We start from the raw sequence: 26,214 nt of genomic DNA, 5'->3' as shown, positions 1-26,214 counted from the left end.
CGTCAGGTAAGGCGTTTGCGCAGCAGCACCCAGTCCGTCACCGGATTTTCCCACCCTTCCTTCACCGCCCGCCGGCGCGCCACCTCGCGGTAGCCGCAGCGCTCGTAGAGCCGGCGCGCGCCGTGGTTGGCGTCCGAGACGATGATCGTCGAGGCGTCGTGGCCGGCGTCTGCGGCGATTGCCTCGGCCAGGGCGATCAGCCGGCCGCCCCACCCTTGGCCGCGCGCCTCCGGCACCGTGGCGAGCACGTTGATGTACCAGGAGCCGACCGCGAGGTTCTCCAGCTCCTGCAACGGCACGAAGCGCGGCGGGATCCCCTCGGCCGCCTCGGCGCGGTGGATCGGGTAGCCGATCAGCCCGGCGACGGCGGCGCCCGCCCTGTCGGCGACGACGACCTCGCCCGCCTCGGCCTTCGCGGCCATGCGCGCGGCGCCGATCGCCCAGGGGTCGCCACCGGGGCCGGCCAGATCCTGCCAGATCAGCATCGGCAGCCCCTCCCCGGCCCACATGATGAACCGCGCGAGGACGGGGCCGTCGGCCGCGGTGGCGAGGCGGAAGGGCGGATGGAGGTGCATGATGGCGGCTCCCGATGCGTGGCCGCACGGTGGGTCCGCGCGGCCGGAGCCACGAGATCGGCACCGCCGCGGGCGGACGCTGTGCTGGCCGGCACAGCGCCCGCGCCGCCGCGGAACGCCCGTCAGCTCGACTGCGGCAGGTCGGCGTAGGCGGTGTCGATGCCGCCGGCCTGGGTGGCGCTCATGACGAGGTTGGAACCGTCCGTCGGCACCGGCCCGGAGAGCTGCACCAGGATCTTGCCGTCCTGCGTGTTGTTCTCGGCGTCGTCGAAGATCCCGTCGCCGTTGATGTCGTAGTCGATCACGGCGAAGACCGCGCCGGTGCCGCTGTCCTCGATGAGATAGTCGATCGCCGCGGTGTACTGCGTGCCGTCGATGACGACGAACTGCGTCGCGTCGTCGGACCGCTCGTTGACGGCGTCGTCGCCGTTCAGCACCCCGTCGTCGTCGATGTACTCGATCATGATCGGACCGCTGACGAAGTCGATCGACTTGTCTTCGGCGGTCATGAAGTTGCTGCCCGACGTGACCTGCGCCCCCAGCACGTAGCCCATGAAGTGCGGCGTGGGCTCCGGCTCTGGATCCGGCGTGGGGATCACGGGCTCGGGATCCGTGACGGTGTCGGTGTCGGTGTCCGAGTCGGTGTCGGACACCATGTCAGGGTCGCCGTAGCTGCCCCCGGCGCCGGCCACGGTGTCGTTCCAGACGACCGGGGTCGGCCTCAGCAGGCTGGGAAAGGTGCTCTGTTGCAGGGCCGAGGGTCCGGCGCTGCCCAGCAGCCGCAGCACCCCGTCATGCTGGGCGCGGCTGATGTCGCCCAGGGACGACACGAGGCTGAGGTGCTCGGCATAGTCCTGGAGCTTCACGAAGGCGGCGGCGTCACCGAGCTCGGCGGCGCGGGTCTGCAGACCTTGCAGGAGGGTCGCCGTCGTGGTGGGAACGGCGCGGCTGTAGGTGCGCACGTTCAGTGCAGCCTCCACCGGGAGCCCCGCCACGTCGGACGCGGCCGACAGCTTGCGCGCCTCGACCGCGAGGCCCGCACGGATCGTACGGACCCCCTGAAGCGACGAGGTCGTTCCGGGCGACGCGTTGAGCAAGTCCATTCTCTCCCTCCCATCGGCAACTGGCACACGACGATCACAACGCACTCCGCAGATCCCGGGTGCCATCTCGCCAGATATTTCCAGTTAAGACGAATGGGGAGATATTCTTTGGGTGTACTCGCCTCCTAATCCGATCCGAGACCCGAACTTAATACTATATCCGCGCGCCATCCGCCGCCAATCCCCACCGTTCGACGGTGGACCGCACCGATCAGCCTCGCGCAAGCTTCACGATTGCTGCAACATCAGGCGCGATGATCTTACCGGGTGGGGCGGGAGCACCGAGGCGGCGGGACACGCCGGCCCGCCCCGTGTGCCCGCCGACACACCGCCCGGCGCGCCGTGCGGCCACCTATGCGCAGAGCCGCGGCCCCAGACCGGGATCGCGGAGACAGGAGACAGGAGAGCGAGATGTCGGAGGAAACGGCGCAGAACCGTCGCGTGGAGTTGATCATCCTGCCCCGGAGTGCGGTGCAGGCCCCGCAGGGCGAGGCCCCGGACCCGGCACCCACACCGATCGGCCCGGTCCTCGACGCGTTCACGAGCGCGGAGGCGGCCTACTTCTTTTCCGATGCCGGCGATACGACGCCGCCGGCCGACTTCACCGACATGGCCTATGACGGCCAATGCAACCTCGCCGATTTCGGCTACGCCTCCGACACCGGCGACTTCCTCGCCTGAGGCCCCAGCGCCAGGGCGAAGGGCGAAGGGCGCGCCACGGATGACGCGCCCCCTTGGTCAGATGAACTTCGCCAGCGCGATCGCGGTGTCCGACATGCGGTTGGAGAAGCCCCACTCGTTGTCGTACCAGGTGAGGATCCGGCAGAAGTTGCCGTCCATCACCTTCGTCTCCGGCGTCGCGAAGATCGACGAATGCGGGTCGTGGTTGAAGTCCATCGAGACCAGCTTGTCGTCGGTATAGCCGAGGATGCCCTTCAGCTCGCCCGTCGCCGCGGCGCGGATGGCGTCGTTGATCTCGTCGGCGGTCACGTCGCGCGCGGTCTCGAACGTGAGGTCGACGACCGACACGTTCGGCGTCGGCACCCGGATCGACACGCCGTCCAGCTTGCCGTTCAGCTCCGGCAGCACGAGGCCCACGGCCTTGGCGGCGCCGGTCGAGGTCGGGATCTGGTTCATCGCCGCGGCACGCGCCCGGTAGAGATCCTTGTGCATCGTGTCCAGCGTGGGCTGGTCGCCGGTGTAGGAGTGGATCGTCGTCATGAAGCCGCGCTTGATGCCGAACGCCTTGTTGAGGACGTAGGCGACCGGCGCCAGGCAGTTCGTCGTGCACGAGGCGTTGGAGACGACGAGGTCGTCCTTGGTCAGCGCCCCGTCGTTCACGCCGAAGACGATGGTCTTGTCCGCGCCCGTCGCCGGCGCCGAGACGAGCACGCGCTTGGAGCCGTTCTCCAGGTGCAGCGCCGCCTTCTCGCGCGCGGTGAAGATGCCCGTGCACTCCATCGCGACGTCGACGTCGGACCAGGGCAGCGCCTTCGGGTCGCGCTCGGCGGTGACGCGGATGGGGCCGCGGCCGAGGTCGATGCTGTCGCCCTTCACGGTGACGGTGCCGGGGAAGCGGCCGTGGACCGAATCGTAGCGCAGGAGGTGGGCGTTGGTCTCGACCGGACCGAGATCGTTGATGGCCACAACCTCGATGTCCGTACGATCGTTTTCGACGATCGCGCGTAACACGTTGCGTCCGATCCGCCCGAACCCGTTGATTGCCACTTTGACGGTCATGCCGTGCCCTCCAGAGAGATATTCGTTGGCACGGCATGTGCGTCATCCGTGCCGCAAGGGCAAGGTAGGCGCGCATTGGATTGACGGAACCGTCAAATGAGGGGGCGGCACGAGGCCGCGCGCCGACGGCCCCGGCCGCGATGAGGCGGCGCGTCGACAAGGCGTACGGCGGGAGGGAATTGGGGGGCGAAGCCACATCGGCCGTCGGACGGTTCGATCCCGGGACCTACAAAGTAGGTGGGCGCCGTTTTGCTCCAGCCCACGGGCCGAAACAGGGACAGCTCCCTTTAGGATCGATAAGGCCCCGGGGATGCAATTGTCCTAACGAACCGCGCAGCCTCGCCTGACTGTCAATATAGTCCTGAGAGGACGGACGGGGAAGGGAGATTCGCACGCCCGCCGCATTTCCAACCGCTACGTCGAGCCGCAGGCGAGCCTGGCGCGGGCCGCGAGCGTACGCGGCGGGGCGCGCGGTGTGTCAGGCCGTCGCGTTCCGGGTCTGCGGGCCATGATCCGGCCGGGGCTCGCCCACCCGCTCGGCGTCGCCGGGCGGCGGCGCGACCGCGATGCCGGCTTCCGCCGGAAGCAGCGGATCGCCCCATACGTGCAGGTCCAGCGCCACCCTGAGGTTGGCGAACAGAAGCCGGCTCTCCAGGCTGCTGTCGTCCCCTTCGCACCACATCCGCGTCACCCACATGAGGTCAGATGATTCTACATCCGGAGATATGCAATCTAAAACTGCATTGCGCAAGCCCCGCGAAAGGCGACGCTCACCGCCGGGCGAACGCGAGCGCCGTCCCGCCCGCCACCATGAGACCGCCCGCGACCCGCTCCACGAACCGCACGCGCGGGCGCGTCAACACCGCCCCGGCACGGCCGGCCAGCAGCGCGTAGATCGAATCGAACACGCTCGCCACGAGCATGAAGATACCGCCCAGCACCGCGATCTGCAGCCAAACCGGCTCCGTGCGGTCGACGAACTGCGGGATGAAGGCGCCGAAGAAGAGCAGCGCCTTGGGATTGGACCAGATGACGAAGAACCCCTGGACCGCGTAGCCGGCCATGGAGCGCGCATCGCCCTCCATCCGCTCCAGCCGCCCGTCCGAGCGCAGGTGCTTGATCCCAAGCCACACCAGGTAGGCCGCGCCGAGGAGCTTCAGCACCACGAAGGCCTCGCCGATCAGCGCGACGATGGCGTCGAGCCCGGCCATCAGCACGAGCATCATCGTCGCGACGCCGAGCTGCGTGCCGAGCACGTTGGCGAGCCCCGCCATCGGCCCGCGCCGCAACGAGTTGGCGACGATGAGCGTCACCGTCGGCCCGGGGACGACCGCCAGCGCGGCCGAGGCGACCGCGAAGGTCGCCAGCACCGAGAGATCCAGCACGGCCGCTCCCTCCTACAGCGTGATCGGGCTGCCGATGTCCGGCACGGTGACGATGCCGGACTTGGCGCCCATCGCGGCGAGGAAGGTGTCGGGCGACTGGTCGAGCACGGGGAAGGTGCCGTAGTGGCAGGGAATCACCGTGTCGAAGTCGAAGAACTTGGTGCAGGCCAGCGCGGCCAGCTTGCCGCCCATGGTGTAGCGGTCGCCGATCGGCACGATGCCCACCTTCGGCCCCCAGATCTCGTTGTAGAGGCCCATGTCGCCGAAGATGCCGGTGTCGCCCATCAGGTAGACGGTCTTCTCGCCCGGCGCGGCGATGATGTAGCCGACCGGGTTGCCGAGGTAGACCGTGCTCCCGTCGACGTCCATGCCCGACGAGTGGAACGCGTTGACGAAGGTGGCCGACGCCTCGCCCAGGTTCAGCGTGCCGCCGTGGTTGCCCGGGTTGACCCTCTCCACCCCCTGCGAGGCGACGAAGTTGCAGACCTCGAACGTGGAGGTGACCGTCGCGCCGGTCGCCTTCGCGATGGCGACGGTATCGCCGATGTGGTCGCCGTGGCCGTGGGTCAGAAGGATGTGGCCGACGCCCTCGGCCGGGCCTTCCCAGCCCTTGCCCCACTTCGGATTGCCGGAGAGGAACGGGTCGATCAGGATGGACTGGCCGCCGATGTCGAGGCGGAAGGTGGCATGCCCGTACCAGGTGAGCTGCATGGGATCCTCCATAGCGCTTGCGCGATGATTTGCAGGAGGACCTAGCACGTCCATCGCCGATGCCTAGGGGCCTAAGCGGACGCCGGCCCCAGACCGCCGGTCCCTGGTCCCTCGACCCGCGCCCGCCTTCCCGCACTCCGGTGGACAGGGTGCGCGTCACGCGGGGTCGTGCATCGCCAGTGCGCGGGTGACGATCTTCTTCATCACCGTGGGAAGGCCGGCGTCGGCGGGCAGGGCCCACCAGGCTCCCGCCGGTGCCGGCGCATCGGCCTCTGCCTGCGCCCGGTAGACGTCGACCGTCAGCTCGGCGTGGGTGAAGCCGTGGGCGATGCTGCCGGCAGGCGTCCAGTCGGCGGCGAACGGGGCATGCGCCAGCGGCTCCTGCGGCGTCGCCCCCCAGGCCGATCCGAACACCTCCGCCATGCCCCCCAGCAGTCCGCGCGCCGGGCGGCGGCGCAGGAGGACCGTTCCGTCCGGGCGCACCGGCACGAACGCCACGCCGTGCCACACCGAGCGGGCGCGCTTGGGTGCCTTCACCGGGTAGTCCTGCATGTCGCCGTGGGCGGCGGCGGCACAGACCGGGCGCAACGGGCAGAGGGCGCAGGCGGGCGAGCGCGGGGTGCAGATGGTGGCGCCGAGGTCCATCATCGCCTGCGCGAAATCGCCGGGGCGATCGGCCGGCAGCATCGCTGCGACGGCGTCCTCCACCGCACGCTTGGCCGTCTTGGGCGGACGGTCGAGCCGCGTCAGGCGGGACACGACCCGCTCGACGTTGCCGTCGACCACGGGAACGGGCTCGCCGAAGGCGATCGCGGCGATCGCGGCAGAGGTATAGTCGCCGACGCCCGGCAGCGCGCGCAGGCTCTCGCGGGTCGCCGGGAAGGCGCCGCCCGCGACGACGCGGGCGCAGGCCAGCAGATTGCGCGCGCGGGCGTAGTAGCCGAGGCCCGCCCACGCGGCCATGACCGCGCCGTCTTCGGCGGCCGCGAGGTCGGCGACGGTCGGCCAACGGGTCAGGAACACCGCGTAGTAGGATTTGACCGCCGCGACCGTGGTCTGCTGCAACATGATCTCCGAGAGCCACACGCGGTACGGGTCGGCCCGCTCGCCCGGTGCGGCGCGCCACGGCAGCCTGCGCCGATGCCGATCGTACCAGGCCAGCAGCGCCGCGCCGGCCTCCCGCCCCGGCCCGCCGAGTGTCGCCACCGGCGCCGCGGCACGGGCGCCGCGCCGGGCGGCGCGATCGGCAGGAGCGAGCGCGCCGGCACACGGTGCGAGAGGCTCGGGCGCGGCGACGACACTGGCGCTCGGCGCGGCCCGCATCCGCTGCGGCGGCCGGCGCGCCGGCGACCCGGTCACAGCAAGAAGAGCGCCGCCCTCCGCCAACGCGCCGGGCGGGAGCGCGCCGGGCGGGAGGAGCCCGGCGGACGGGAGAGGACCGGCGGGCGGCTCCGCTGGGGCGCCGTCGTCGGCTCCGCTCGGGTCCGCGCCTGGCACTCCGGGGGCGCCGGGCGGGACGGCCGCGGCCGCCGGGTCCGCCGCGGCGGCTCGCGTCTTCGCGCGTCCCGTCTTGGGGCTGCGCGCCGCCAGCCGACGTGCGGCGCGGCGCGCGTCGCCCCCGTGGGGCACTGTCTTCGATCGGCGATTTCGAGGCGGCTTGTCCATGGACGGAATCGGCACCACGAGGCCGCCCCGTTGGCAAGGCCCCCGATCACCGCAGAGCCCCGAATCCCCGCTCTTCGCTGCAGCGCCGCATCGCGCCATTCGTTCATTGCACGGCAAGGCAAATCACGGCATTGCGATGGCATGTCCATCCGGCGCAACACCCCCGCCAAGCCCCTGGCCGAGCTGATCGGCTCCCTGGTCACGCCCGCGTGCCGGCGCCGCGGGATCGCCTCCGCCGCCTTGATGCTCGACCCCGCGGACGTGTTCGGCGAGCGCTTCGCCCGGTCCGCCGCGATCGAGCGCATCCTGTGGCCGAAGGGATCGAGTATCGACAACCAGTCGTCCGGCGCCACGCTCATCGTGCGGGCCGACGCGGCCGCCGCCATCGCGCTCCAGCACGTCGCGCCGCAGGTGGTCGAGCGGGTGAACGTGCTCATCGGCTGGCCGGCGATCGCGCGGTTGCGCGTCACCCAGGTCCGCGGCCGTGCCCAGAGCCGGTGCGCCTACCTCGCGCCCGTGCCCCCCCTCCCCGCCCCGCGCGACGAGGCCCGCGCCGAGGCGATCGCCGCCTCGCTGCAATCCGTCGAACACCCACAATTGAAGGCCGCATTGTCGCGGTTGGGGGCGAGTGTGGAGGCCCGCGGTTTAACCCGCGGCCGAAAGGCCACATAAGGGGGACGAGACCACAAGGGATTCGACTATGATCACCCGACGCCACTTCGCCGCGATGAGCCTGGCCCTGCCGTTCGCCGCGACGTCGTTCCTGCCCGCGTTCGCCCAGGACAGTGCCGCGAGCGCGGACGCCACCCCCGCCGAACCGCTCGCCGATATCGTCATGGGCAGCGAGGACGCTCCGGTGACCATCGTCGAGTACGCCTCGATGACCTGCCCGCACTGCGCCGCGTTCCACAACGGCCCCTTCAAGGAGCTGAAGTCGGAATATATCGACACCGGCAAGGTGAAGTTCGTCCTGCGCGAGTTCCCGCTGGACCGCCTGGCCCTCGCCGTCGCCGTCCTCGCTCGCTGCAAGAGCGACAAGTACTACGACATCGTCGACCTCTACTTCGAGAATCAGCAGGTCTGGGCCACCAACGACGACCCGGTCGGCAAGATGTTCGCGCTCGCCCAACAGGCCGGCTTCTCGCGCGACGAGTTCGGCGAATGCATCAACGACCGCGCCGTCCAGGAGGGCATCTACGCCAACCGCGCGCGCGGCGAGGCCGAAGGCGTCACCGGCACCCCGACCCTCTACATCGACGGCGAGAAGTACGAGGGTGCCCGCTCCATCGAGGGCCTGCGGGAAGTGCTCGACCCCAAAGTCGGCGGCTGATTCGGCCGTGCTGTAAACCATCCGGCAGGCGCGCGGATCCTGTTGTCCCACAAGGATTTGCGCCGCCGCCGGTCCGCTGCGCCTCAGCCGGGGAGAACCCCGGCAAGGTCTTGTTAACCCTTCATCAAGCAGGCTTCACAGACGCGTCTTGACAGGGCGCCCCCCTGAAGAAGCCGGGTGTGATGAAGTTCGACCGTCTGCGTCTTATCGGGTTCAAATCGTTCGTCGAACCGACGGATGTGTTGATCGAGCCGGGCCTCACGGGGGTCGTCGGCCCCAACGGCTGCGGCAAGTCCAACCTCGTCGAGGCGCTGCGCTGGGTGATGGGCGAGGCGTCCTACAAGTCGGTGCGCGGCTCGTCGATGGACGACGTCATCTTCGCCGGTTCCGGCCGCCGGCCGACGCGCGACACCGCCGAGGTGACGCTCTTCCTCGACAATACCGCCCGCACCGCCCCCGCCGAAATCAACAACGCCGACCATCTGGAAGTCACCCGCCGCATCAACCGCGGCGTCGGGTCGGACTACCGCGTCAACGGCAAGCTGGTGCGCGCGCGCGACGTGCAGCTCCTGTTCGCGGACGCGGCGACCGGGTCGCGCTCGCCCTCCATGGTGCGCCAGGGGCAGGTGGCCGAGCTGATCGCCGCCAAGCCGACCGACCGGCGCAACATCCTAGAGGAGGCGGCCGGCATCTCGGGCCTCAGAGCGCGCAAACACGAGGCGTCGCTGAAGCTCAACGCGGCCGAAGCCAACCTGGCGCGCGTCGAGGATGTCGCCGGCGAGGTGGAGCGGCAGGTGGAGACGCTGCGCCGGCAGGCCAAGCAGGCCGCGCGCTACCGCAAGATCTCCGAGGAGATCCGCACGCTGGAGGCGACGGTCCATCACCTGCGCTGGGTGGAGGCGCGGGCCGCCGTGCGTGAGGGCGAGGCGGCGCTGGAGACGACGGCCACCGCGCAGGCGCAGGCCGCCGCGCATCAGGAACGCACCGCCATCGAGGAGGCGGCCGCCGAGCACGCCCTCCCCGCCCTGCGCGACGCGGAGGCGGCCGCCGCGGCCGAGCGGCAGACCCTCGCCGCTTCGCTCGCCGCCCTCGACGCACGCGACCGCGAGATCACCGACAAGATGGCCTCGCTGAAGCGCCAGGCCGAGGCGCTGGCCGCCGACCTCGCCCGCCAGGATCAGACCAAAGGCGACGCCGCCGCCGCGGTGAAGCGCCTGGAGGCCGAAGAGGCCGACCTCACCCGCGCCGACGCCGGTGCCGAAGAGCGCATCTGCGAGCGCGAAAGCGTCGCCGAGGAGGCCGCCGCGGCCGCCGAGGACGCCGACGCCCGCTCCGTCGACGCCACCGAACTGGCCGCGACCGCGCTTGCCGCCCGCGCCGCGCTGGACCAGGCCGTCGCCCGCGCCGAGGGCGAGGTGGAAAAGGCCGCAGAGGCTGTGCGCCGCACCGAGGCCGAGCTTGCCCGCGCGGCCGGCCACGAGGCCATGCGCCGCCGCGACGAGGCCGCCGCCGCCGTCGCCCTCGCCGAGGAGGCCGAGGCCGAGGCCGCCGCCCGCGAGGCCGAAGCGGCCGAGGCCGAGGCCGAGGCGCAGGAGACCGAGGCCGACAGCCGGGGCGCGGAGGCCGAGGCCGCCGACCTGGTCGCCGCGAGCGAGGCCGCTCTCGCCCCCGCCCGCGCTGCCGAGGCCGCCGCCCGCGAGGCCCTCGCCGCCGTCGCCTCCGAGGTCTCGGGCCTGGAGACCGAAGCCAAGGCGCTCGACCGGCTCACCGCCTCCCTCGGCCGCGCCGAGGACGCCGTGCTCGACGATTGCACCGTCGAGCCGGGGTACGAGGTCGCCTTCGCCGCCGCGCTGGGCGACGACCTGGAGGCCCCGGTCAGCGACACCGCCCCGGCGCGCTGGTCGGCCGTGCCGCCCGGCGGCACCGCCCCTGCCGGCGCCGACCCCGCCCTCCCCGCCGGTGCGACCCCGCTCGGCCCGCACGTCACCGCTCCACCGGCTCTGGCGCGCCGCCTGGCGCAGGTCGGCCTCGTGGAGGACCGCCTGTTGGTGGACGGCGCGCTGCTGGCCACCCTGGCACCCGGCCAGCGGCTGGTGACGCGCGAGGGGGCCCTGTGGCGCTGGGACGGCTACGCCCGCGCCGCCGGTGCCCCGAGCGCCGCGGCCGAACGGCTCGCCCAGAAGAACCGCCTCGCCGAGCTGCACCGCGAGATCGAGGCGCTGAAGCCGCGCCGCGAGGAGGCCGAGGCCGCGATCGCCGAGGCGCAGGACGGCGTCGCCGCCGCCGCCGATGCCGACAAGGCCGCGCGCGAGACGCTCGCCGCCGCGCGCCAACGCGTCGCCGCCGCGCGGCAGGCGCTCTCCGCCGCCCGCAGCACGCTGTCGACCGCGCGTGGCGGACTGGCGAGCGCGCGCAAGGGCGTGACGGCCGCCAAGGAGCGCCTCGCCGCCGCCGACGCCGCCGCCAAGGAGGCCGAAGCCGCCGAGGGCCGCATCGCCGCCACGCTGGACGCCGCCCGCACCACCGCCGCCAACGCGGCCGAGACCCTCGCCGAGGCCGAAGCCGCGCGCGATGCCGCGTCCGACGGCACCCGGGAGACCGACGCCCGCGACCAGGCCAAGGCCGCCGCCCAGGACGCCCGCCGCCGCGCCACCGAGGCCGCCAACGCCGTCGACGCCGAGCGCCGCGCCAGCTACGGTCGCACCAAACGCCTGGAACGCCTCGCCGGCGAGCTCGCCGAATGGCGCGCCCGGCTCGACGGCGCCGACACGCACCGCGCCGAGCTGGTCGAGCGGCTGGAAGAGATCAGCGAGCAGCGCGAGGCGCTGGCCGACGCCCCGTCCGACACCCAGGAAGAGCGTCACCGCCTCGCCCGCACGGCCAAGGCCGCCGAAACCGCCGACACCGCCGCCCGCGACGCGCGCGCCGCCGGGGAGGCCCGTCAGCGCGGCGCCACCCAGGCCGCGCGCGAGGCCCTCGCCGCGCTCTCCAGCGCCCGCGAGGCCGCGATCCGCGCCGAGGAGCGCACCGCCGCCGCCCGCGAGCGACTGGCCGAGGTCGAAGCCGCGCTCACCGAGGCACTCGACGTCGCTCCCGCGGGCGCCATGCGCCTCGCCGGCCTCGACGCCACCTCGGATCTGCCGGACCGCGCCGCGTCCGAGCATCGCCTCGACCGGCTCAAGTCCGAGCGCGAGCGGCTCGGCGGCGTCAACCTGTGCGCCGAGGACGAGCTGAACGAGATCGAGACGCGGCAGTGCGCGATGCTGGCCGAGCGGGACGACATCGTCGCCGCCATCGAGACCTTGCGCGTGGGCATCCGCGAGCTGAACCGCGAAGCGCGCGAGCGGCTCCTGGCCTCGTTCGGCCAGGTCAACTCGGAGTTCCAGCGCCTCTTCAAGCGCCTGTTCAATGGCGGCGAGGCCGAGCTGATCCTCACCGAGGCCGAGGACCCGCTCGACGCCGGGCTCGACATCGTCGCCCGCCCGCCCGGCAAGAAGCCGCAAGTCCTCTCGCTGCTCTCCGGCGGCGAGCAGACGCTCACCGCCACCGCCCTCATCTTCGCGGTGTTCCTCACCAACCCGGCGCCCATCTGCGTCCTCGACGAGATCGACGCGCCGCTCGACGACGCCAACGTCGAGCGCTTCTGCAACCTCCTCGACGAGATGGCCGGCGCCACCGAGACGCGCTTCATCACCATCACGCACAATCCGATCACGATGGCGCGCATGCACCGCCTCTACGGTGTGACGATGGTGGAGAAGGGCGTCAGCCAGCTCGTCTCGGTCTCGCTGGAAGCGGCGGAGGAGCTGCGGGAAACCGCCTGAACCGGCCCCGACCGCCGGTCCGCGCCGGGTACTCCTGGCGCGGCCGGCGTCTCGGCTGCGGTCCGGAACGCTAGAGGCGCAACTCGCGGCGCAACTCGGTCCGCAGGACGTCGAGTGGGACGAGACCCGCGCCCGCTTCCACATGCCAGTAGGTCCAGCCGTTGCAGCTCGACAGGTTGCGCACCGCGGCGCCCACCTTGTGGATCGAGCCCTCGTATTCGCCCGAGCGGATCGAGCCGTCGACGCGGACCCGGGCGCGGGGGCCGTTGCGCCCTCCGACCAGCTCGTCCCCCGGAGACACGCGGCCCGCCTCCACCAGAAGGCCGAAGGGGATGCGTTTGGGGCGCCCCTCCGCGCCGACCTGGTCGAGGTCGTGGTGCGGCACCACCTTGGCGATGCGCGCCTCGGCGAGCCTGGCGTAGGCCGGGTCCTGCTCGATGCCGATGAAGTGGCGGCCGAGACGGCGTGCCACAGCCCCGGTGGTACCGGTGCCGAAGAATGGGTCGAGCACCACGTCGCCCGGCTTGGACGAGGCCAGCAGGATGCGGCTCAGCAGCGCCTCGGGCTTCTGGGTCGGGTGCGCCTTGGCGCCGTCGTCGCCGCGCAGCCGCTCCGGGCCGATGCAGATCGGCAGCGTCCAGTCCGAGCGCATCTGGATGTCGTCGTTGAACGCCTTCAGGGACTTGTAATTGAAGGTGTAGTCGGTGCGGCTGGCGTCGGCGACCGCCCAGAGCAGCGTCTCGTGCGCATTGGTGAAGCGCCGGCCGCGGAAATTCGGCATCGGGTTGGTCTTCACCCACACCACGTCGTTGAGGATCCAGAACCCGGCGTCCTGGATCGCGGTGCCGACGCGGTAGATGTTGTGATAGCTGCCGATGACCCAGACGGTGCCGTTCGGCTTCAGCGCCCGGCGCACCAGCGCCAGCCACTCGCGCGTGAACGCGTCGTAGGCGGCGAAGTCGGCGAACCGATCCCACTCGGCCGACACGCCGTCGACCTTCGTCTGGTTCGGCCGGTAGAGCGCGTCCGAGAGCTGGAGGTTGTAGGGCGGATCGGCGAACGCCACGTCGACCGACGCGGGCGCGAGCCGGCCGAGCGCCTCGAGGGCGTCGCCCACCAAAACCGTATCAAGAAGGGGCGGCCGAGACGCATGCAGCGCCTCGGCCCGATGTTCGCTCATTGCGACGCAATACCCTCACGCAAATCGCGTATCATCATCTAAGCAGAATCCGTGAAGGTCTGGTTAAGCCTCTTCGGTTGTTTCAGTTAACCTTAGTTAGGGATTGTGGCGCTTCGCCAGGGAGTTAGCCGGATCGCCCAGCATTCCTGCGGTCTTTGCCTCCGGCCGTTCCCGCCCCGTCGAAAGGCAAAAAAAATGCGGCCCCGAAGGGCCGCATCGTGCGGTGCGTCGTGGCGGGCGCGCCGCGGTGTCGCCAGCTGCCGGGCGCGAATCGCGCCCAGTCTCGCAACAGGTCGGCGCGAATCGCGCCCAGTGTCGCAACGGGCCGGCGCGAATCGCGCCGGGTGCAGGGCTCAGGCCGCGTGAGCCGTACTCAGAGGCAAGTCGCCCAGCAGGCCCGAGGCGACTGCCAGGCGCGAGATCGACACCCGCCCTCCGGCGACGATGTCGTTGATGGAGCGCTGCGTGCGCGCCACGGTAGCGCCTCGCGATTCGATCCAGGCGTCCACCCGCGCGGCGCCGTCGGTACCGGTGGTGGTGCGCAGCACCTCCATCGCCAGGTTGCGGTGTGCGTCCGCGAGGGTGCGGCGGGCACGGTCGAGCGCGAGGCCGTCGTAGTAGTCGCCGATGTCGATCGTGCGGGCGGTCTCGTCGAGGTTGCGGATGCGGAAGCGGTCGTTGAGAGCGAAGAAGACCGCACCGGCCTCCGGGATCGTCACCCCGCAGGCCGAGGCGACGACCACGACGTCGAGCGCGGCGGCTGCCAGCGGCAGGCGCGTGAAGGGCTGCGCCAGCTCGTCCGGGACGCCGTCCGCGGTCAGCACCGCCATCTGCTGCTCCAGCTCGTGCGCGTCCTCCTCCGGCAGGATCGCCTCGAACGCGTCGCGCAGCTCGTCGATCCCGCTCTGGAAGCGGTCGACGACCGACTGGAGCCCGCCCGCGAACGTCTCGTTGCGCACGAACCAGATGGTCGCGTCGATCAGCAGCTCGCGGATCGTGGCGTAGAGCTTGAGCTGGATCTCACCGTCGAGCTTGTTGTCGAGGTGGTCGACCAGGCGGTAGAGCGCCGGGAGCCCGAAGGAATCGCGCGCGGCCGCGAAGCCCCGCGCGATCTCGGACACCGGCGCGCCGGTCTGATCGCCGATGCGCACGATGAAGGTGGGCCCGCCGCGGTTGATCATCGAGTTGGCGAGCATCGTCGAGATGATCTCGCGCCGCAGCCGGTGGGCGTGGACCTCTTCGTCGAACCGCTCCCGCATCTGCCTGGGGAAGTAGCGCTCCAGCTCCTGGGAGAGGTAGGCGTCGTCCGGCACGTCCGACTGCAGGATGTCATCGAACAGGATGATCTTGGAGTAGGCGAGCAGGACGCCGATCTCGGGCCGGGTCAGCCCCTCGCCGCCGGCGACGCGGTCGTCCAGCGCCGCGTTGGACGGCAGATCCTCGATCTCGCGGTCGAGGCCGCGGGGCTCCAGCACCTCCATCAGGCGCCGTTGCAGGCCCGCGTTCTGGGTGTTCTGCCGCTTGGACAGCGAGATCGCCAGTGTCTGCAGGTAGTTGTTGCGCAACACCAGCTCGCCGACCTCTTCGGTCATCTCCACCAGCACCACGTTACGGTCTTCGCGGGTGAGTTTGCCGCGGCGCATCGCGTCGGCCAGCGCGATCTTGATGTTGACCTCGACGTCGGACGTGTTCACGCCGGCCGAATTGTCGATCGCGTCGGAGTTGATGCGTCCGCCGTTCATCGCGAAGGCGATACGACCCTTGTGGCTGACGCCGAGGTTGGCCCCCTCGCCCACCACCTTGACGCGCAGGTCGTCGGCGGTGACGCGGATCAGGTCGTTGGCGCGGTCGCCGATCTCATGGTTGCCTTCGCTTTCGGCGCGCACGTAGGTGCCGATGCCGCCGAACCACAACAGGTCCGCCGGCGCCATCAGGATCGCGCGCATGACGTCCTGCGGGGTCAGCGGACCGCGGCCGATGTCGAGCGCGACCCGCGCCTCGGGCGACAGATCGATCGACTTGGCGGTGCGCGAGTAGATCCCGCCGCCCTGCGACAGGAGCGTGCGGTCGTAGTCCTGCCAGGACGAGCGCGGCAGCTCGAACATCCGCTTGCGCTCGGCCCAGGACGCCTCGGGGTCCGGGTTGGGGTCGATGAAGATGTCGCGGTGGTCGAACGCGGCGATCAGCTTCGTCGCCTTCGACAGCAGCATCCCGTTGCCGAAGACGTCGCCCGACATGTCACCCACGCCGACCGCGGTGAAGGGTCTCGTCTGGATGTCGTGGTTCATTTCGCGGAAGTGGCGCTTGACCGCTTCCCACGCGCCGCGGGCGGTGATGCCCATGACCTTGTGGTCGTAGCCCTGGCTGCCGCCGGACGCGAAGGCGTCGTCCAGCCAGAAGCCGTGCTCCATGCTGATGGCGTTGGCGGTGTCGGAGAAGGTGGCCGTGCCCTTGTCGGCGGCGACCACCAGGTAGGGGTCGTCCGGATCGTGGCGCACCACCTCCTTGGGCGGGATCACCGTGTCGCCGTCGAGGTCGTCGGTGATGTCGAGCAGGGTGTCGACGAAGACCTTGTAGGATTCGCGCCCCTCCTCGAACCACGCGTCACGCTGGGAGCGGTCCGGCAGGCGCTTGGGGAAGAAACCGCCCTTGGCGCCGACCGGCACGATGACGGCGTTCTTCACCTGCTGCGCCTTGACGAGGCCCAAGACCTCGGTGCGGAAGTCCTGCGGCCGGTCGGACCAGCGCAGGCCCCCGCGCGCCACCGCGCCGAAGCGCAGGTGCACCCCCTCGACCCGCGGCGAGTAGACCCAGATCTCCCGGAACGGGGCCGGGCGGGGCATGCCGTTGACCTTGTGCGGGTCCAGCTTGAACGCGAACGTGCGCGCCAGCTCGCCGTCCGCTTCGTGCTGGAACAGGTTGGTGCGCACCATCGCCTGGATGAAGTTCTCGAACCGGTGGACGATCGTGTCGTCCGCCAGGCTCTCGATGTCGTTGCACAGCTCCTCGATGCCGCTGGCGATCGCCTGCTCGGCCTCGTGGCGGGTCGCGTCGTCCTCGGCCGGATCGAAGCGGGCATTGAAGAGCTGGATCAACGACAGCGCCAGGTCCGGGTACTTGTTGAGCGTCTGCGCCATCAGGTCCTGGCCGTAGGCGATGCCCACCTGACGCAGGTAGCGCGAAATGGCCCGCAGGACCGCGATGTCGCGCCAGCCGAGCCCCGCGTTGAGGAGGAGTGCGTTGTAGCCGTCGCTCTCGGCCGCCCCCTCCCACACCGCGATGAACAGCGCCTGCAGCTTCTCGGCGTAGGCGGCGACGTCGATCTCGGCCCCGCTCGCCACCGCCAGCGTCATGTCGTGGATGTAGATGCCATCGGGCGAATTCGGCACGCTCACCCGGAAGGTGCGCTCGTTGACGACGATGAAGCCCATGTTCTCGAGGATCGGCACGCGGGCCGACAGGAGGATGGGCGCGTCCTTGTGGTAGATCTTCAGCGAGCAGCGGTCCTTGCCCTCGGACGGATCGCGCCGGAAGAAGAGGATGGCGGTGGGCGTCTCGTCGCCGATACGCTCCAGGATGGTGATGTCGCGCACCGCGCGCTCGGCGGTGTAGGTGGCGCGGTAGGATTCGGAGAAGGACTCCGACCAGGCGCCGATCTTGAACCGGTCGAGCCCCAGCTTCGGTGCGGCCGCGGCGGCGCGCAGCAGTTCGTCGGACCAGGTGCGGATCATCGCCGCGATACGGTCTTCCAGCTCGCGCGTGTCGGGCCGCGGGGTCTGCCGCTCGCGCCGGCCGATGATGAGATGCAACCGGTTGAGCACGCCCTCCGGCATCGATAGGTAGCGCGCCGAGACGTGTCCGTCGTAGGCCTCGGCCATCATCGCCTCGATCCGCTCGCGCACCTGGGTGGTGAAGCGGTCGCGCGGGACGTAGATCAGGAGCGACACGAAACGGTCGAACGGGTCGATCCGCGGCAGCACCCGCACCCGCGGCCGCTCGGAGAGTTGAAGGATGACGAGGAGATACCGGGCGAGCAGGTCCTCGCCGATCTGGAACAGCTCGTCGCGCGGGTAGGTCTCGAGGATGTGGCGCAGGGCGTTACCGGAGTGGCTCTCCGGGTCGAAGCCGAGAGTGCGCAGGGCGTTGTTGGCCTTGCGCCGCAGCATCGGGATGTCGAACACCGATTGCGTGTAGGCCTCGGAGGTGAAGAGGCCGACGATGCGCAGCTCGCCCTTCAGCTGCCCGTCCTCGTAGCGCTTGACGCCGATATAATCGAGCTGCGTGACGCGGTGCACGCGGCTCTTCACGTTGGCCTTGGCGATGAAGACCGGCTCGGGGCTCTTGAGGAACTCGCGCACCTCCGGCGTCAGCGTGACCAGTTCGGTGCCGCGGCGCAGCACCTTGATCTCCGGGTCGCGCAGGATGCCGAGGCCGCCGCCGGGCGCGGCGACCAATTCGCCGTCGTCGGGCGAACCGTCGAGGATGTACTCGCGCATGCCGGTGAGGATGAAGTCGTTGCGCTCGACCCGCTCGAGGAAGGCGATCGCCTCCGACAGCACCTCGCGGTCGACCGGCGGCGGCTGATGACGGTAGCGCTCGACCGCCTCGCGCAGGACCGCGCGCATCTTCGGCCAGTCGCTGACCGACTGGTCGACGTCCTTCACCACCGCCAGCAGCGACTGACGCAGCGCCTCGCGATGGTCGGCGTCGTCCAACGGCTCGACATGGATGTGGACGAAGCTCTCGTGCGCGTAGCCGTCGCCCGGACGCGCCTCGCCGTGGAAGCCGATCAGCGTACCGGTGGCGTTGCGCTCGACCGCCAGGATGGGGTGGACGACGAGATGCAGCTCGAGGTTCTGCGCGTGCAGCTCGTTCTTCAGCGAGCCGAACAGGAACGACTTGTCGTCGTTGATGGCCTCGATGATGGAGATCGAGTGGTGTGTGTCCTCCTCGGTGACGGCGACCGCTTCGGGCGCCAGCACGCGGATCTGCGGCTGTCCGAGGGTTCGCGTCTGCAACGCGTCCCAGGCGGTCTGCGCCACCCGCATCAACCCCTCGACATCGTATTTCGCCAGGTCCTCCGCCGCCGCGTGACGGAACAGAAGCTCCGAGAACGTGGCGAAGCCGACGTCGCCGCCCTCTTCCCGGACCGTTTCGGCGAGCGCGCTGAGCTTGCCGTCCTTGGTCTCTTCTTCGTCTTCAAGCATGCTCGCTCCTCCCACCCGGGCACATTGACAGTCGCGCCGCGTGTGTCCAGTCCCCCAAAAATCACATGACGCCAGGGACCCCCTTAGCCATGTCACATGAAGAACCGGTGATATCGCTGGATTTGCCAGCCCCAGCCTTGTCGGCTGAAACCGAGGCCTATTTCGCCAAGTGCCGCGAAAAGCTCGGCCTCCTCCCCAACGTCCTGCGGGCCTATGCGTTCGACGAGACGAAGCTCCGCTGCTTCACCGAACTCTATAACGATCTGATGCTCGGGGCGTCAGACCTCACCAAGCTGGAGCGCGAGATGATCGCGGTGGTGGTCTCCTGCGCCAACCGCTGCCACTATTGCCTGGTCGCGCACGGGGCGGCGGTCCGCGAATTGTCGGGCGACCCGAAGCTGGGCGACACGCTGGCCGCCAACTGGCGCCACGCCCCGCTGGAACCGCGCCGGCGCGCCATGTTGGCCTACGCCTGGAAGCTGACGCTGACACCCGACGCGATGGAGCCGGCCGACACCCAGGCCCTGCACGATGTCGGCTTCACCGACCGCGAGATCTGGGACATCGCCGCCGTCGCGGCCTTCTTCAACATGACGAACCGCGTGGCGAGCGCCACTGCGATGCGGCCCAACGATGAATATTATGGGATCGCGCGGTGATCCGGCCCAACGGGCCGAAAGCATCTGGTATCGTTTGCGCAACTGCTGCATGAGCAGCGGACGATTCGACATTTTGGGAGAGACCCGGTGGATATCGAGCAGCTCATCAACGATTTCCTCGCTCAGGATCCCGACCTTCTCATTCCGGTCCTGGCCGGCTGCGCCATCATCGTGGGCGGCCTCCTCATCGGCATCTTCCGCGGGATGACCGGGGGGGTGATCGTCGCGCTGCTGTTCGGCGGGTTGATGACGACGTCGCCCATCCTGATCGGCAAGGTCACCCCGCCGGAGCCGGAGATGGGGGCGAACGACCCCGCCCTCCTCGCCGCGGATGTCGCCAAGGGCGCCGCGCAGCTCAGCATCATCAACTCCGAGGCGGTCACCAGCCTCACCCGCGTCGTCAACTCGATGCGCCTCGCGCTCGACGGGCTCGGCCAGGTGGTGGCGCCCACCGGCGGCGCCGCCGGCGACAGCGCCGGCTCGGAGGTCGCCTCGCGCTTCGCCAGCAGCCTCGATTCGGCCGGAACGCAGCTCGATCAGGCGTCCGCGTCGCTGGATCGCATCAACACCCTGCGCACGCAGCTGGAAGACGATATAGAGAAGCTCCAAAGCGCGCTGGACGGCGCCGCATCGCAATAAGGGAGCGCCCGGAGGGAGACGCAATGGAGCCATTCAAGACACTGACGGCGGTCGCCGCACCGCTGCCGATGATCAACGTCGACACCGACATGATCATCCCGAAGAACTACCTGAAGACGATCAAGCGGACGGGCCTCGGCCGGGGCCTCTTCGCCGAGATCTCGCGCGACGACGACGGCAACCCGGACCCGAACTTCCCGCTCAACAAGCCGCAATATGAGAACGCCGAGATCCTCGTGGCGGGCGACAACTTCGGTTGCGGGTCCTCGCGCGAGCATGCGCCCTGGGCCTTGCTCGACCGAGGGATCCGCTGCGTGATCTCCACCTCGTTCGCGGACATCTTCTACCAGAACTGCTTCAAGAACGGGCTGCTTCCGGTGAAGGTGTCGCCCGACGAGCTGGAGCGCCTGATGGCCCACGCCGAGCGCGGCGCCAACGCCACCCTTACCGTCGACCTGCCGAACCAGACCATCGCCGGGGCCGACGGCGAGCCGGTCCACTTCGAGATCGACCAGGGCCTCAAGCACATGCTGGTCGAGGGGCTCGACGAGATCGGCCTGACGATGCAGAAGGCCCCCAGCGTCTCCGCCCACGAGCAGACGCTCGCCCAGTCGCGCCCCTGGATCTGATCCCGGCGCCCGGCCGCCGAGGCGTGCGCGCCTCGGCTACATGCGCTCCTTGATGCCCCGCCGGACGAGCCACCAGTTCACCGGATAGGCGGTGACGAAGCCGCACAGCATCGCCAGCTGCATCACGAACCAGAACTCGACGCTGGGGACCTCGAGCGAGGCGCCCAGCACGCGCTGGAACAGCACGAAGTGCGCCAGGGCCATCGCCCCGTACATGCCCACCTGCCACGCCGTCAGCGACAGCGCGTCGGCCTTCACCGCCGCGACGAGCGCGGCGCGGGGCGTCAGGTCGCGCATCGGCTTGATCGAGAAGTACTGGAAGGCGACGCCGAAGAGGAAGGCGAGGACGAAGTCCAGCACCCACACGGCGAAGATCTTGTCCGCGAAGAGCCACTGCCAGCCGAACCAGACCGCCACCGCCGGCACGAAGAAAGCCAGCCATTCGGCGATGATGTCACCCAGCGTGCAGCCGCTGCCGCAGTGCAGCGTGCCCTTCGCGACGGCGGTGGGAAACGGCGTCTCGCCGCCTTCGTCGGTGCCGGATCCGCTGTGCGCGTGCCCGCCTCGATGGTGGGCGCTCATGGTGCCGCCCTTGCCGGCGGTGAAATAGAACGCCAGCGCCAGCGGCCCCGCGAACAGCGCCGTCAGCGGCCAGACGAGGTTCATGATCCACATGGGCTGCGGATCGCGGCGCACGTCCAGCGCGATCGCCACCGCCGCCAGCATCGCCACGAGCAGCGACGCGATGGAGAGGATGTGAAGCCAGTCGGGTATCATGGTCGGGGGCCTCCCGTCGTCGCAACGTGAGGCCAACCCGTGGACATCGCGGATGTTCCGCCCGCCTGCCGCGGGCCCGCGTCCTGCCGAACGCATAGCGGGGCGGCCGGGCGCCGCCCCGTCCGCCTCAGGCGCCGAGGAGCGCCTTGGCCTTGTCGGCGACCGCCTTCGGGGTGATGCCGAAGTGCTGGTACAGCTCCTTGTAGGGGCCCGATGCGCCGAAGCCGGTCATGCCGACGAAGCCGCCCTTGCGTCCGATGAGCGCGTCCCACCCCTGGCGGATCGCCGCCTCGACGGCGACCTTCACCGTGCTGCCACCGGTGATGGAGTCGATGTAGTCCTCGTCCTGCTGGAAGAAGAGCTCGAACGACGGGACACTGACGACATCGGTCGGGATCCCCTCGGCGATCAGGCTCTGCGCCGCCTCCACCGCGATCTCCACCTCGGAGCCGGAGGCGAACAGCGTCACCTCGGCCTTCTGCGTGGTCAGGATGCGGTAGGCGCCGCGGCGCGAGTGGTTCTGCGTCGCCGGGCCGGGCGAATGCACCGGCAGGTTCTGACGCGTCAGCACCAGCACCGAGGGACCCTTGTATTCGCAGGCGATCTCCCACGCCTCGGCCGTCTCCACCGCGTCCGCCGGGCGCAGCACCAAAAGGCCCGGTATCGCCCGCAGCGCGGCCAGATGCTCGACCGGCTGGTGCGTCGGGCCGTCTTCGCCCAGGCCGATCGAATCGTGCGTCATGACGTGGACGACGCGCGTGCCCATCAGCGCCCCGAGCCGCAGCGCCGGGCGCGAATAGTCCGAGAAGCACAGGAACGTGCCGCCGTAGGGCAGGATGCCGCCGCTCAGCGCCAGCCCGTTCATCGCCGCCGCCATGCCGAACTCGCGCACGCCCCAATGGACGTAGCGGCCGGCGAAGTCGCCCGGGGCGATCGGGGCCACATGGTCGGTCTTGGTGTTGTTGGAGCCGGTGAGGTCGGCCGACCCGCCGACGGTCTCGGGCAGCACCGCATTGACGGTGTTGAGCGCGCGCTCGGACGCCTTGCGGGTCGCCATGGCGGGGCGCTCGGCCAGCAGGGCCTGGCGCAGGCGCGTCATCGCCGGGGCGAAGTCGCTCGGCAGGTCGCCGCGCATGCGCCGGTCGAACTCGGCGCGGCGCTCGGCGTCCATCGCCTCGTAACGGGTGCGCCACTCGCGGTGCGCCTGGGCCGACCGCAGGCCGACGATGCGCCACGAATCGCGGATGTCCTCCGGCACCTCGAAGGGGCCGGCCGTCCACCCCAGCGCGCTGCGCGTGGCCAGCGTCTCGGCCGTGCCGAGCGGCGAGCCGTGCACGCCCGCGGTGCCCGCCTTGTTGGGCGCGCCGAAGCCGATGACGGTGCGCGCCGCGATCAGCGACGGACGGTCGGACTGGGCCGCGCGGGTCAGCGCCGCGTCGATGGCGCCGAAGTCGTGCCCGTCGATCCGCTCGGCGCGCCAGCCGGCGGCCTCGAACCGGCGCACCACGTCGCCGGTCTCGGCGATCTTCAACGGCCCGTCGATCGAAATTTCGTTGTCGTCGTAGATGACGGTCAGCTTGGAGAGGCGCATGTGCCCCGCCAGCGAGATCGCCTCGTGCGAGACGCCCTCCATCAGATCGCCGTCGGAGGCGAGCACGAAGGTCCGGTGGTCGACCACCTGGTCGCCGAACTGGGCGTTGAGCAGCCGCTCGCCCAGCGCCATGCCGATCGACGTCGCGAGACCCTGCCCCAGCGGGCCGGTGGTCGTCTCGATTCCCTTGCCGTGGCCGTATTCGGGGTGACCGGCGGTGATCGAGCCGAGCTGGCGGAAGCGCTTCAGCTGGTCGATCGTGAAGTCCTCGTAGCCGAGGAGATGATACAGCGAATAGAGCAGCATCGAGCCGTGGCCCGCCGACAGCACGAAGCGGTCGCGATTGGGCCAGTCCGGATCCGCCGGGTCTATGCGGATATGGCGCATGAAGAGCGCGGTAACGAGGTCCGCCGCCCCCATGGGCAATCCGGGGTGGCCTGATTTGGCCGCCTCCACCGCGTCGACGGACAGCATCCGCAACGCGTTCGCCATCGGTTTGAGCTTGTCCACATCCACCATCTGAGACACTCGAAGGGCTAGGTTCTTGTTGTTTGGGGCGCCCACATAGCGCACGAGTCGGGGGCGGCGCAAAACCCATCGGCCACAATTCTGCTGAGGGTGTGAAATAAGGGGGGCCGACGATCGCTGGATTGAGGACCAGTCAAGCCTTGGCGAGGCTCGAAGCCGCCCTCGTGCGGCTGGAAGCCGCGGCCGCGCTGAAGACCGACGCGGGCGGCACCGTGAGCGCGCTGAAGGACGACAATGCGCGCCTGGAGAGCGACCGCGCCACCCTCGCCAACAAGCTCGACGCCGCCGAAGCGCGGGCCGACCGGCTGCACCAGGCCAACCAGGAGGTCGCCGCGCGGCTGGTGAAGGTGATGGAACGCGTCCGGCGCATGTCCGCCGCCCCGCCCGGTGGTGCGCCGCACACCCTGGGTGACGGGGAGGAGCAGCGCTGAGCCAGGTTCGGGTCGAGATCGACGGCCACACCTACCGCATGTCGTGCGACCCGGGCGAGGAGGCGCGGGTCGAGGCCCTGGCGCACGAGCTGGACGGGACGATTCGCGCGCTGAAGGGGCGCATCGGCGAGATCGGCGACCGGCGCATCGCGGTGATGGCCGCGTTGACGATGCTCGACCGGCTAAAGAGCGCCGAGGAGAAGATCGCCACCCTCAGCGAGGAAAACGTCCGTCTGGAGCGCGCGCGCGAGCGCGCCGCCCTCACCGCCGAGGCCGACGACGAGCCGCTGATCGCACGCATCGACGCCGCCACCGAGGCGATCGAGCGGCTGACCGCGGAGTTCACCGGCCAGGTGCGCAGCTCCCAATCGCAGACAGCGTCCGCGGATGCGGCGAGCGCCAGCTTCAGCCGCGTGGTGCGCCGCACGCCGATCGCGCCGCCCGACGACGCGCCCTCCCCCGAGGAGCCCGCTCCGGACGACCCGTCCGCCACGGGCCCCAGCGCCCCCAGCTTCGCCCGGCGCAGCTAGGTCGTGAACTCATGGTCCGGGATTCTCAAATGGTCGCGCCCATGATTCAATCTCCTGTCAGTCAGGAGTTGGGGCGTGGCACGTTACGATCTGAGCGAAGTGGAATGGTCGATCATCGAGCCGCTGTTGCCGCCGGCGCCGGCCGGAAAGCAGCGTGTGGACGACCGGCGTGTCCTCAACGGCATCTTCTGGGTGTTGCGGACCGGGTCACCGTGGCGCGACTTGCCGGCGCGCTATGGCCCATCGACGACGGTCTACAATCGCTTCAACAGATGGGCCAAGCGCGGCGTATGGCTGGTGGTGTTCGAGGCACTTGCTCGAGAAGAGCCGGCCGCGCTCCAGCTCATCGACAGCTCCATCGTGAAGGCTCACCAGCACGCAGCCGGCGGAAAAAAGGGGGCCCGGATCACGCCATTGGCCGTTCTCGTGGAGGACTGACGACCAAACTCCACGCCGTCGTCAACGAGCGGGGCCTGCCGATCCGCTTCGTAATCACGGCTGGTCAGGCCTCCGACAAGACAACAGCGCCGATCCTCCTCGACGGGCTCCCACTCGCACCGGACATCGTGGCCGACCGCGGCTACAGCGCCAAGGCGCTGATCGAATGGTGTGCGGCCAGAGGCGCCACCGCCCACATCCCGAGCCAGCGCAACGTTCGTGTTATGCGCACCGTTGCACCACCGCTCTATCGGCTGCGCAACCTCGTCGAGCGGTACTTCAACAAGCTGAAGCACTTCCGCCGCATTGCCACCCGATTCGACAAACTCGCCCGAAACTTCATGGCCGCCGTCGCCTTGGCATCGACCCGCCTATGGCTACGACACCATGAGTCCACGACCTAGGCGGCGCGATCTACCGCGCCCCCTCCAGGATGCGGACACACTCGATCAGCTCGGAGAGGATGGCGGTGGGGTCGGTGCCGGTGGCGCGAGGCTGCGGCGGCACCGGACGGCCGCGGTGACTCACCAGCGCGTCGGCCGGGATCGCGCGGGGCGGCGCGGCGACCTCGGCCACCGCCGCCGGCTCGACGTGGCGCAGCAGCGCCCGCCCGCGTTTGGCGACGGCCTTGGCGCGGCCGGAGCGCAGGTAACCCATGACTTCGCGGAAAGAGCGGCCCTCGCCGTAGAGCAGCTCGGCGCAACCGGCGAGCAGCTCCGCGTCGGCCGGGCGGTAGAGCCGGCGCCGGCCGTCGGCGATGGAGTGGACGCCGGGGAGCCGCGCTTCGAGATAGGTCAGAACCGAGGCCGGGACGCCCACCTCGTCGGCAAGCCGCACCGCGTCGATCAGGCCGCGACCATCATCGTCGTCCTCGGCCCCGTCGTCCACGTTGTGTGCCGCACCCGCGCTTGCCACCCGGCGCCTCCCTCGGGCGCCGCGAGCCTGCGGCGCTACAATCTGTTGCCAGCCTGCTCGTTAATATATCGCTTCAAGACATCGCTGGGACGGAAGGTCACCACCGAGCGTTGCTCGATCGGCACCTCTTCTCCGGTCTTCGGATTGCGCCCGACGCGCTCCTTCTTTTGGCGCACCTCGAAGGCGCCGAACGAGGACATACGGACCGACTCCCCGCGTTCCAGCGCAGAGACGATCTCCTCGATGATCTGGTCGATAAGCTCTGCCGCCTCTGCACGCGAGACGTTCACCTTGCTGCACACAGCGTTGGCAAGGTCCGCGCGGGTAATCGTGCGTCCCATGGCTCCCCGATCGATT

The 26,214-nt window shown here is 70.1% G+C and carries 23 protein-coding genes and 1 other RNA gene; 10 read left to right on the top strand and 14 right to left on the bottom strand.

Features of this window, described 5'->3' with window-relative positions:
* Nucleotides 1-2: 2 nt before the first annotated feature.
* On the bottom strand, nt 3-575 hold the full coding sequence (locus MRB58_RS18110) for an N-acetyltransferase (protein ID WP_244778493.1): 573 nt from the start codon (nt 573-575) through the stop codon (nt 3-5).
* A gap of 122 nt (nt 576-697) precedes the next feature.
* The gene (locus MRB58_RS18105) at nt 698-1,678 is read right to left on the bottom strand and encodes a hypothetical protein (RefSeq protein WP_244778492.1); all 981 of its coding nucleotides are present in this window, start codon (nt 1,676-1,678) and stop codon (nt 698-700) included.
* 411 nt (nt 1,679-2,089) lie between these two features.
* Here MRB58_RS18105 and MRB58_RS18100 point away from each other — a divergent pair, with 411 nt between their 5' ends.
* Nucleotides 2,090-2,359, top strand: a complete 270-nt coding sequence (locus MRB58_RS18100; protein ID WP_244778491.1) for a hypothetical protein — start codon at nt 2,090-2,092, stop codon at nt 2,357-2,359.
* Between the two features lie 57 nt (nt 2,360-2,416).
* Here MRB58_RS18100 and gap read toward each other — a convergent pair whose 3' ends face one another.
* From gap to MRB58_RS18070, 6 genes are all read right to left on the bottom strand, one after another.
* On the bottom strand, nt 2,417-3,418 hold the full coding sequence (gene gap / locus MRB58_RS18095; RefSeq protein ID WP_244778490.1) for a type I glyceraldehyde-3-phosphate dehydrogenase: 1,002 nt from the start codon (nt 3,416-3,418) through the stop codon (nt 2,417-2,419).
* A 185-nt stretch (nt 3,419-3,603) separates the two neighbouring features.
* Nucleotides 3,604-3,761, bottom strand: a non-coding RNA gene (gene ssrS / locus MRB58_RS18090) — 6S RNA.
* 135 nt (nt 3,762-3,896) lie between these two features.
* Entirely contained in the window at nt 3,897-4,115 is a 219-nt protein-coding gene (locus MRB58_RS18085) for a hypothetical protein (RefSeq protein WP_244778489.1), read from the bottom strand.
* A 73-nt stretch (nt 4,116-4,188) separates the two neighbouring features.
* Nucleotides 4,189-4,803, bottom strand: coding sequence for a LysE family translocator (locus tag MRB58_RS18080; protein WP_244778488.1), 615 nt, complete (start codon nt 4,801-4,803; stop codon nt 4,189-4,191).
* A 12-nt stretch (nt 4,804-4,815) separates the two neighbouring features.
* Nucleotides 4,816-5,514, bottom strand: coding sequence for a metal-dependent hydrolase (locus MRB58_RS18075; RefSeq protein WP_244778487.1), 699 nt, complete (start codon nt 5,512-5,514; stop codon nt 4,816-4,818).
* Between the two features lie 156 nt (nt 5,515-5,670).
* Entirely contained in the window at nt 5,671-6,720 is a 1,050-nt protein-coding gene (locus MRB58_RS18070) for an A/G-specific adenine glycosylase (RefSeq protein WP_244778486.1), read from the bottom strand.
* A gap of 600 nt (nt 6,721-7,320) precedes the next feature.
* On the opposite strand from MRB58_RS18070, the gene MRB58_RS18065 reads away from it, so the two are divergent.
* The 3 genes from MRB58_RS18065 (at nt 7,321) to smc (ending at nt 12,333) form a co-directional block, all read left to right on the top strand.
* A complete protein-coding gene (locus MRB58_RS18065; RefSeq protein WP_244778485.1) occupies nt 7,321-7,851 on the top strand; it encodes a DUF721 domain-containing protein in 531 nt (176 codons plus the stop codon).
* Between the two features lie 28 nt (nt 7,852-7,879).
* The gene (locus MRB58_RS18060) at nt 7,880-8,509 is read left to right on the top strand and encodes a DsbA family protein (protein WP_244778484.1); all 630 of its coding nucleotides are present in this window, start codon (nt 7,880-7,882) and stop codon (nt 8,507-8,509) included.
* Between the two features lie 182 nt (nt 8,510-8,691).
* Nucleotides 8,692-12,333 carry a chromosome segregation protein SMC gene (gene smc / locus MRB58_RS18055; RefSeq protein ID WP_244778483.1) on the top strand — a complete coding sequence of 1,214 codons (3,642 nt, stop codon included), beginning with the start codon at nt 8,692-8,694 and terminating at the stop codon, nt 12,331-12,333.
* A gap of 70 nt (nt 12,334-12,403) precedes the next feature.
* On the opposite strand, the gene MRB58_RS18050 is transcribed toward smc, so the two are convergent.
* Both MRB58_RS18050 and MRB58_RS18045 read right to left on the bottom strand, forming a co-directional pair.
* On the bottom strand, nt 12,404-13,513 hold the full coding sequence (locus tag MRB58_RS18050) for a site-specific DNA-methyltransferase (RefSeq protein WP_244778482.1): 1,110 nt from the start codon (nt 13,511-13,513) through the stop codon (nt 12,404-12,406).
* Nucleotides 13,514-13,866: 353 nt separating this feature from the next.
* Entirely contained in the window at nt 13,867-18,720 is a 4,854-nt protein-coding gene (locus MRB58_RS18045) for an NAD-glutamate dehydrogenase (protein ID WP_244778481.1), read from the bottom strand.
* 89 nt (nt 18,721-18,809) lie between these two features.
* On the opposite strand from MRB58_RS18045, the gene MRB58_RS18040 reads away from it, so the two are divergent.
* From MRB58_RS18040 to leuD, 3 genes are all read left to right on the top strand, one after another.
* On the top strand, nt 18,810-19,379 hold the full coding sequence (locus MRB58_RS18040) for a peroxidase-related enzyme (RefSeq protein ID WP_244778480.1): 570 nt from the start codon (nt 18,810-18,812) through the stop codon (nt 19,377-19,379).
* Between the two features lie 87 nt (nt 19,380-19,466).
* Complete coding sequence (locus MRB58_RS18035; protein ID WP_244778479.1) at nt 19,467-20,018, top strand: hypothetical protein; 552 nt, start codon at nt 19,467-19,469, stop codon at nt 20,016-20,018.
* 23 nt (nt 20,019-20,041) lie between these two features.
* Nucleotides 20,042-20,647, top strand: a complete 606-nt coding sequence (gene leuD / locus MRB58_RS18030; protein WP_244778478.1) for a 3-isopropylmalate dehydratase small subunit — start codon at nt 20,042-20,044, stop codon at nt 20,645-20,647.
* Nucleotides 20,648-20,683: 36 nt separating this feature from the next.
* On the opposite strand, the gene MRB58_RS18025 is transcribed toward leuD, so the two are convergent.
* Both MRB58_RS18025 and tkt read right to left on the bottom strand, forming a co-directional pair.
* Nucleotides 20,684-21,424, bottom strand: coding sequence for a DUF4396 domain-containing protein (locus tag MRB58_RS18025; RefSeq protein WP_244778477.1), 741 nt, complete (start codon nt 21,422-21,424; stop codon nt 20,684-20,686).
* 127 nt (nt 21,425-21,551) lie between these two features.
* Nucleotides 21,552-23,534 (bottom strand): transketolase, encoded by a 1,983-nt coding sequence (tkt, locus tag MRB58_RS18020; protein WP_244778476.1) that lies wholly within the window; start codon nt 23,532-23,534, stop codon nt 21,552-21,554.
* 149 nt (nt 23,535-23,683) lie between these two features.
* Between tkt and MRB58_RS18015 the strand changes: the two genes are divergently transcribed.
* The 3 genes from MRB58_RS18015 to MRB58_RS18005 all read left to right on the top strand — a co-directional run bounded on the left by MRB58_RS18015 (nt 23,684) and on the right by MRB58_RS18005 (nt 25,346).
* Entirely contained in the window at nt 23,684-23,974 is a 291-nt protein-coding gene (locus MRB58_RS18015; RefSeq protein ID WP_244778475.1) for a DUF4164 family protein, read from the top strand.
* The gene (locus tag MRB58_RS18010; protein WP_371747301.1) at nt 23,971-24,504 is read left to right on the top strand and encodes a cell division protein ZapA; all 534 of its coding nucleotides are present in this window, start codon (nt 23,971-23,973) and stop codon (nt 24,502-24,504) included. The genes MRB58_RS18015 and MRB58_RS18010 overlap by 4 nt, the downstream gene beginning before the upstream one ends.
* Nucleotides 24,505-24,579: 75 nt before the next feature.
* A protein-coding gene (locus tag MRB58_RS18005) for an IS5 family transposase (RefSeq protein WP_244778430.1) occupies nt 24,580-25,346 on the top strand; the annotation gives its coding sequence in 2 pieces (ribosomal slippage) (nt 24,580-24,889 and nt 24,889-25,346; 768 coding nt in all).
* Between the two features lie 10 nt (nt 25,347-25,356).
* On the opposite strand, the gene MRB58_RS18000 is transcribed toward MRB58_RS18005, so the two are convergent.
* A complete protein-coding gene (locus MRB58_RS18000) occupies nt 25,357-25,857 on the bottom strand; it encodes a MerR family transcriptional regulator (RefSeq protein WP_244778473.1) in 501 nt (166 codons plus the stop codon).
* Nucleotides 25,858-25,892: 35 nt separating this feature from the next.
* Entirely contained in the window at nt 25,893-26,198 is a 306-nt protein-coding gene (locus tag MRB58_RS17995) for an integration host factor subunit alpha (RefSeq protein ID WP_244778472.1), read from the bottom strand.
* Between the last annotated feature and the right edge of the window lie 16 nt (nt 26,199-26,214).

Source organism: Acuticoccus sp. I52.16.1 (assembly GCF_022865125.1).
GTDB lineage: Bacteria > Pseudomonadota > Alphaproteobacteria > Rhizobiales > Amorphaceae > Acuticoccus.
Note: the sequence above shows the minus strand (reverse complement) of the source record. Positions and strands in the feature narration are given on the sequence as shown.